The sequence below is a fragment of the Thalassolituus sp. UBA2009 genome, assembly GCF_002335285.1.
GTDB classification, from domain to species: Bacteria; Pseudomonadota; Gammaproteobacteria; order Pseudomonadales; family Oceanobacteraceae; genus Venatoribacter; species Venatoribacter alkanivorans.
In genome coordinates, this window is record NZ_DDCJ01000057.1 from 1 (window position 1) to 7,921 (window position 7,921).

The 7,921-nt window shown below is 54.0% G+C and carries 8 protein-coding genes; 1 reads left to right on the forward strand and 7 read right to left on the reverse strand.

What is annotated here, in order from left to right:
- From pepN to B3P58_RS06005, 6 genes are all read right to left on the reverse strand, one after another.
- Window positions 1-2,235: aminopeptidase N (pepN, locus tag B3P58_RS05980; RefSeq protein ID WP_286716497.1), on the reverse strand; the 2,235-nt coding region annotated here is incomplete at its 3' end.
- A gap of 4 nt (window positions 2,236-2,239) precedes the next feature.
- On the reverse strand, window positions 2,240-3,085 hold the full coding sequence (locus B3P58_RS05985) for a DUF2797 domain-containing protein (RefSeq protein WP_230330631.1): 846 nt from the start codon (window positions 3,083-3,085) through the stop codon (window positions 2,240-2,242).
- A gap of 3 nt (window positions 3,086-3,088) precedes the next feature.
- Entirely contained in the window at window positions 3,089-3,343 is a 255-nt protein-coding gene (locus B3P58_RS05990; RefSeq protein ID WP_145469451.1) for a YeaC family protein, read from the reverse strand.
- A 43-nt stretch (window positions 3,344-3,386) separates the two neighbouring features.
- Window positions 3,387-4,238 (reverse strand): rhomboid family intramembrane serine protease, encoded by an 852-nt coding sequence (locus B3P58_RS05995; RefSeq protein ID WP_230330632.1) that lies wholly within the window; start codon window positions 4,236-4,238, stop codon window positions 3,387-3,389.
- On the reverse strand, window positions 4,238-5,194 hold the full coding sequence (locus B3P58_RS06000) for a metallophosphoesterase (protein WP_145469449.1): 957 nt from the start codon (window positions 5,192-5,194) through the stop codon (window positions 4,238-4,240). The genes B3P58_RS05995 and B3P58_RS06000 overlap by 1 nt, the downstream gene beginning before the upstream one ends.
- Window positions 5,195-5,196: 2 nt before the next feature.
- A complete protein-coding gene (locus tag B3P58_RS06005) occupies window positions 5,197-6,081 on the reverse strand; it encodes an NAD(+) kinase (RefSeq protein WP_145469448.1) in 885 nt (294 codons plus the stop codon).
- A gap of 97 nt (window positions 6,082-6,178) precedes the next feature.
- Here B3P58_RS06005 and B3P58_RS06010 point away from each other — a divergent pair, with 97 nt between their 5' ends.
- The gene (locus B3P58_RS06010; RefSeq protein ID WP_230330633.1) at window positions 6,179-7,075 is read left to right on the forward strand and encodes a DUF1853 family protein; all 897 of its coding nucleotides are present in this window, start codon (window positions 6,179-6,181) and stop codon (window positions 7,073-7,075) included.
- Between the two features lie 50 nt (window positions 7,076-7,125).
- Here the strand turns inward: B3P58_RS06010 and B3P58_RS06015 are convergent.
- On the reverse strand, window positions 7,126-7,921 hold a 796-nt coding region (locus tag B3P58_RS06015; RefSeq protein WP_286716498.1), incomplete at its 5' end, for a 1-aminocyclopropane-1-carboxylate deaminase/D-cysteine desulfhydrase.

A 7,921-nucleotide genomic window follows, 5' to 3' on the forward strand; every position in this document is an offset into this window, starting at 1 on the left:
CTGTGACCACTGCTGATAGAAATCGGCCAGCAACTGTTCTGCCTGCGCGGCATCACCGCTGTTGACGACTGCCACCAGCGCGGCCATCTGGTCGGTCATATTATCCGCGCTGCGATACTGGCTGACGGCCTGCTGCAGACCAACAGTACTGCCCTTCACCCAATATGCCAGCGCCAGATTTTTCAGACTGCGCGCCGACATCTGTGCTGGTTCTGGTGCATAAGGAGCCTCCGATTGCAAACGCTGATAACAGGCGGCAAATTCTTCACTCAGCGATTCAGCAATCGCCTGATGCACCTGTTTACGCGCCGCATGAATCGCCAGTGGATCAACCTCGGCAGAGAATTCAGCCACATAGGCTTCCGATGGCAGTGTCAGCAGACAGCTGACCATCGCCGGATCGAGTGATTCATCAGCCAGCAGACGGGCAAAAACTTCACGTACTTCCGGGCGTAATTCAAAATTGCCCTGTTGGGCGGCATTAATCCAGCTCAACAGCAGACGCTGACCGGCATCCCAGCGGTTAAAGCCATCGCTGTCATACTGCAGTAAAAACAGCAGATCGTCGGCGGACTGTTCGAATTCCACTTTCACCGGTGCCGAAAAATCACGGAACAGCGATAAGCGTGGTTGTTCTGCAACATCACTGAAGACAAAGGTTTGTTCAGCTTCGGTCAGGTGCAGCACCTGACTGCTTTCTGTCCAGGCAGAAGCCGGTTCAACATGAATAGCCAGGTCTTTTCCATTAGCGCCAATCAGACCGAGCTGCACCGGAATCCATTGCGGCAGTTTATTACTTTGCCCCGGTGTATCCGGGCAGCGCTGAGTCAGTGTCAGCCGCAGCTGCTGAGCATCCGCATCGTATTCACTGCTGACCGTCACCAGCGGTGTACCCGCCTGCTTATACCAGCGTTTGAACAGGGTCAGATCAACGCCGTTAGCGTCTTCCATCGCCTGCACAAAATCATAAATGGTAACGGCCTGGCCATCGTGGCGGTCAAAATACAGATCGGAACCTTTACGGAAACCGTCTTTGCCGAGAATTTTGTGCAGCATGCCGACCACTTCGGCACCTTTTTCATAAATGGTGACGGTGTAGAAGTTGGAAATTTCGATAAAAGAATCCGGCTGCACCGGGTGCGCCATCGGCCCACCGTCTTCGGCAAACTGTACGGTGCGCATAATGTTTGCGTCTTCAATACGTTTAACCGTGGCGGAATTCATATCAGCCGAGAAACAGGCATCACGGAACACCGTAAAACCTTCTTTCAGGCTCAGCTGAAACCAGTCACGACAGGTAACACGGTTACCCGACCAGTTATGGAAATATTCGTGCGCAACAATGGCCTCAATACGCTGATAGGCAGCATCGGTGGCGGTCGCCGGATTGGCCAGAACACAGGACGAATTGAAAATATTCAGTCCTTTATTTTCCATCGCGCCCATATTGAAGTCATCGACGGCGACGATCATAAAAATATCCAGATCGTATTCGCGGCCATACACTTCTTCATCCCAGCGCATGGAGCGTTTTAATGCATCAAGGGCATAGTCGGTTTTATCGATATTCTGGGGCTCGACAAAAATTTTCAGTGCCACATCACGCCCGTTCATGGTGGTAAAGCGGTCTTCTTTAACGCGTAAATCACCGGCTACCAGCGCAAACAGATAGGCTGGTTTTTTATGCGGGTCGTGCCAGGTCACTTTATGCAGACCATTATCAACGCTGTCAGCAATCAGGTTGCCGTTAGATAACAACACCGGAAATTGCGCCGCATCGGCAATAATGTGCGTAGTAAAAACCGACATCACATCCGGACGGTCGAGATAATAGGTAATGCGGCGGAAACCTTCAGCTTCACACTGGGTGCAGTACATACCACCGGAACGGTACAGGCCTTCGAGGGCGGTATTTTTTGCCGGATAAATCCGGGTTGTGATGGCCAGTTGTGAGCGCTGCTGTATGCCTTTCACGGTCAGGCTTTCATCACCCAGCTCATATTGTTCGGTGGTAAGAGTCTGACCATCCAGCACCAGACTTATCAGTTCCAGATCCTGACCGGCAAGCAGCAAATCAGCGCCATCCGCTGCCTGATCATTGCGCACCAGATCCAGCAGCGTCGTCACCAGGGTATATTCATCCTGTAATTCAAAGGTCAGCTCAGTGCGCTCAATCCAGTAGTCCGGCTGCTGATAGTCTTTCAGATAAATGGCTGTTGGCTGTGCATCACGCATAGACTTAATCCTTTAACGCAAATGAAATATGGTATGAGCTGAATTTACGTAAATTAATCACACCACCATCCAGTATTAAATACTGCCCCTTAAGGCCCAGCAGACGACCGCTGACCTGAGGATTTTTATCAAAATTAAAACTGCTGATTTTGCCCGGATACTGACTGACCGGGTAGTCAAACTGCCAGACATCGGCGTCGTGCAGAAGCTGCACACTGCCCACACCTTCGCGCTGTTCAAGTTCAGCCAGCGGCTGGGAAAACTCACTCAGCAGACGATCACGCTCTGCCGCTAAATCGAGAACAGCGGCCGGGCCTTTCAGCAAGGTGCGCCAGTTGGTTTTATCGGCTACCTGCGAACGCAGTAAATCTTCGATCAAACCTGACAAGCGGCGATTTTTAACCCGCGCAATCGGTAACGCCTGTGCTGCGCCCTGATCCAGCCAGCGCACCGGCATTTGTGTGGCACGGGTAATACCCACTTTTAATCCGGAAGAATTCGCCAGATAGACAATATGATCGTTAAAGCAAACCTGCTCTGCCCACGAAGGCTCGCGGCAGGTACCCGCCGAAAAATGGCATTTTTCCGGGCTCATCATGCACGAATCGCATTGCGCCAGCGAGGTAAAGCAGGGGTAACAATAGCCCTGACTGAAACTGGTCTTGGTACGCCGCCCACAATGACTGCAGTGAATGGCACCGCTGTAGGTCATTTCAATATGACGGCCAATCAGCGGATTTAAATCCAGCCGCTGATCGTCCAGCACCAGCTGATACTGCACAACGTCATCGTGTTCGCCGGCCTGCAGGGCCATTTTACTGAGCAGGCCACTGGCCAGAATCTGAGTCATAAATTACTGCAGGGTCAGTGTCTGAACATCGTCGTGATCATCTTTACCTGACGATTTACAGGCATCTTCCATATAACCCACGCGCTGCTCCGCCGGCAGGTCGTGAATTTGTTCATAATGAATAATGGCTTCCATGCACAGTTCTCGCTGCTGAGGCTCCAGCTTACGGCCATCAGGCCAGCGTCCCAGCTCTACCGCATTGCGCAGATTCTGGTAGATTTCAGGCGTCAGGGATTTAATAAGTTGTTCAAGTGTCATAGCAACCTCATTACAGACCTGCACACAGCGGCAGTGTCTTTTCTTACTTAAATTCAGTATCACGGCTGACGGTTTTAACCGGCCACAGCATAGCCAGAATAAAACCACTGATCAGTCCGCCTAAATGCGCTCCATGCGCGGTACCGGATAATCCCGGCACTAAGGTATCGGCACTGATGGTGAGCAACAACCAGCCCACCATGACCGGTAATAACATGCGCGGAATCTGATAATCGATATTGCGCCGGCGCTGACGGAATCCAACCCAGCCAAGCAATCCCAGAGTGACGCCGGAAATCCCGCCAAATGCCGGCCCGGCATACCACCACTGCACCATATTGCCCATCAGACCGCAAACCAGCAGCAGAACCAGCAGAGGCTTAACGCCCTCATGCTGCTCTACTCTTCTGGCCAGAATCCACCACCAGAGCGAATTAAACAGCAAGTGCAGAAGTGAAAAATGCAGCAAGGTTGGCCGCCATAATTCCCAGACACCTAATTGCCAGTAAACACCCGGATCAAAGCGTTGCTCTGGCCAATAATCTGCGCCTGCGCTGACCCAGCTTTGCCAGCCGGTTGAAAAATGCATCCAGATAAATACGGCCGGTAACAACAATAAAATAAAGGTGCTGAGCGGTGTTGCCAGTAACTGCAGTAATCCCTGCCACAGCTTAGGTTCAACCGCTTCCGCAGGCAGCGGAGTGATCTGCCCTGCCTGCCATTCTTCCAGCCACTGCTTAACCTGCGGCGCATGACGGCCATCGGCCAGATATAAACACTGCTGACCATCCGCCTGATCAATGACTCTGTGCGCTATACGTTCGGCCCACAGACGCTGAGTCAGCGGCGATAAATCCACACCGGCCGGTGCGACCAGCACAAGCACAGGCTCCATCAGCGCTCGCTCTTTTCTACCCGCACCCAGGTAAATTTACCCGGCTGCAAACTGCGTTCGGTATCCATACGGTACGCGGCAAGACGTCCGTATTTAACCGCACTGTAATCAAGACAGGCGATATTAGGCACAATGGGCGCAGGTAAACCCTGCATCCAGTAGTGGCCAATAAACAGCGGTTTTTCCTGCGGGCCGTAAAACAGCAACTGGTCGCGTTCTTCACCGCTTAATAAAGCGTGTTCGATATCATCAGGCAGCGGATCAGGCTGAAAAACCACATCGCTGTAGCGCTCCGGATCACCTTCCCAGAATTTGGTGCGGAAAAACTGCCGCACCATACCGTCTTTGGCTGTCATTGAACGGCCATCGGGTAGTTTCAGTGATGTGCCGCGCAGCATGCGGTCGAGAAATTTATAAATAAATGAACTGGTATTCACCGACTCGGCGAGCATATTTTTATGCAGCTTATTACTGCCATAACGGCGCAGATATTCGTCAATCATGGCCTGATCCCAGCAGGCATGAACCACGCGGAAGTGCTCATAATCAAGGAACAGCGGCAGATCGATAAACCAGTCGAGAAATTCATTAAACTCGTGCGGATAATTAGCAAACTGCTCCAGTGTCTGCTCGACAATAAAGCTGTTGCGTTTGGTGTGCGGACGCAGAAAAGGCTGGCGCATTCCCGGCGGCGCTTCGGTGCAATAGGTCACCACATTGTATTCGTGATTACCCATCACTATGTCGGCATGACCGGCATCGACCATATCGCGAACAACATGACAGGCGAGACGGATATGCGGTCCGCGATCAACAATATCGCCGAGAAAAACGACCTTGCGCTTCGGGTGCTGGTACACGCCACCACGTTTGCTGTAGCCCATTTGCTCCAGCAATTCGATCAGCGTTTCGCCACAGCCGTGAATGTCACCGATTAAATCGTAACCCTGGTGCATACTTAATCCCCCAGGTTGCTACTCCAGCCCAGTTTAGTCCGGCAAATTTCATAGAAATTGTGGCCTTTGGGGTGAATCAGCTTCAGTTTATGGGCTTTTTTGCGGATGGTAATACTGTCGCCGGGCGCACAGGGAATATGCGTCTGGCCATCACAACTGATGGTCGGGTAAATACCCAGATCCGAATCAATCACGATTTTAATTTCGCTCTTGCCGTCAACCACAATCGGCCGGCTGGAAAGCGTGTGCGGGAACATCGGCACCAGCACCAGCGCATCCAGCTTCGGGTGCATAATCGGGCCACCGCCGGAGAGCGAATACGCGGTCGAGCCGGTTGGTGTCGATACAATCAGACCATCGGAACGCTGGTTATAAACGTACTGGCCTTCAATCCACAGATCAAAAGCAATCATCCGTGCTGACTTACCCGGGTGCAGCACCACATCGTTCAGCGCCGCGGCGGTGGCAATCGGATTGCCATCACGCTTTACCTCAGCATCGAGCAGGAAGCGCATCTCGCTGACGTATTCGCCATTAAGAACATCCTGCACCGCATCGAACATAGTTTCGTCCGGGCTGATATCGGTCAGGAACCCCAGGCGGCCACGGTTAATCCCCAGCACCGGGGTATTAAAACGCGCCAGTGCGCGCGCGGCACCCAGCAAGCTGCCGTCACCGCCCACCACAATCACCAGATCGCAGATCTCACCGAGCAGATTAACATTGCTGACCTGCATGCCATGACCCGGCATCACTTCAGCAATACGGTCATCAAGAATAACGTGATAGCCTTCATCGATCAGATAACGGGACAGACGCTTAACCGTCTCAATCACTTTATTGCTGTTCAGACGGCCGATCATGCCGATGTTACGAAATTCTTCCATTACTGCGACCTGGCATTTAAGTGGGCGATAGGCAGAACGGCTGGCTGCAGCCCTGCGAATAATGGCCCGATTTATACCACAGAGGAGTTAAAAACGCTTGTTTGCCGCTGATCATTCCTACTTCGCCCTGCCCGGCCAGCATCAGCGCGACCTGATCTGGAGCCTGTTCGGCCCGCCCCTGCTCGACTGTGACTGGAGCCCGACTGAGCAACCCTGGCTGCCCGATCACTGGCAACCTCTGGCTGCCCAACTGAGCAATCTGGCTCCGGACTTCAGCAGTCCGCGTCTGGGATTAATATTTGAGCAGCTGTGGCAGGAATATCTGCAACTCAGTGGCATCCGTTTTCAGGCCAATGTGCAGATTATTGATCAGGGCAAAACCCTCGGTGAGCTGGACCTGCTGCTGGATGACGGCCGCCAGCAATGGCATCTGGAGCTGGCGCTGAAATTCTATCTTGGCTACGGCAATGAACAGGGCCAGCACTGGATCGGCCCCAACCGCGCCGATCTGCTGGCACGCAAGATCCGCCATACCCATGAACATCAGCTGCCCATGCGCCAGAATCCGCAGGCACAGCAACAACTGGCTGCGCTGAACTGGCAGCCGCAGACCAGTCTGGCGGTGATGCGCGGCTGCCTGTTTTATCCGGCCAACCCGCAGTATCAGGCCTGCCTGCCGGCGGAAGTGTCGGCCCGTCACTGGCGCGGACACTGGTGCCATGCCCGGCAGGCCGCCGATTATCTGCCACAGGGGCGCTGGTACGTGCTGGCCAAACCGCAGTGGCTGAGCCCGGCGCTGGCGGCTTTCAGCATCGGCCGGGAGGAGTTACTTGAGTATCTGCGCACGCATTTCCGTCATCTGACCTATCCCTGCTGCGTGATACAGACAGAAGAAGGTCCATACGGCTGGGCCGAACAGCAGCGCTGGCTGATTATGCCGGATGACTGGCCGCAGAACGGCACCCATAAGAATCTGCCGGTTAAGCTGGGCTAAGATCGGGCTGGGCTAAGGTCGGGTTAGTTGAGGTCAGATTTAAAAGCACATTACAGCGAATAGCCGCGACGCCCCTGCAACCCGCCGCTGTGAATCAGTAAAATCCGGGCGTTCGCGGATTCAGTCATCAGGGCCTGCTCAAAGGCCAGCAACAGTTTGGCGGTATACACCGGGTCCAGTGGCAGATGCTGACGATCATAGCGTTCAATCAGCGCCAGCAGCTCTGGCGAAGTACGTCCGAACGCACCCAGATGAGCATCATCCAGCAGGCGCCAGCGTACATCCGCCGGCATCGCCTGCTGCCAGGCGCGCAGGCGTTCACCCTGATCGGCAACCGCATTCACCCCGACCAGTTCACAATCAATCCGTTGTTCCTGCAGCCCTTTCGCCAGTCCCAGTGCCGTTGTACCACTGCCAACCGCCAGCCAGACCTGATCGTAGTCTGCGCACAATGGCGCCAGTTGCCGGCACTCCTGCTCTCCGGCATCACCTGCGCCGCCCTCAGGAATCACAAAGGCATCGTAGTGCTGAGCCAGCTCCTGCCACCATTGCGGATCATAACGGCGGGCGTAAGTTTTTTTATCGGCAAAAACCAGTTCAGCTCCCCAGCTCTGGCAATCCTGCAACGTAGCCGTCAGCGGCAGATGTGCATAGCCGCGTACCAACGCAATCACCGGAATATTCAGCGCCTGCCCGAGGGCTGCAAGAGCATGCAGATGATTGGAGTACGGGCCGCCGAAACTCAGCAGCGTACGGCGGCCGGATGCTCTGAAGCGCGGCAGAAATCCGGCCAGCTTAAAGGCTTTGTTACCGGAGATATGAGGATGCAGACGATCAAGCCGCAGG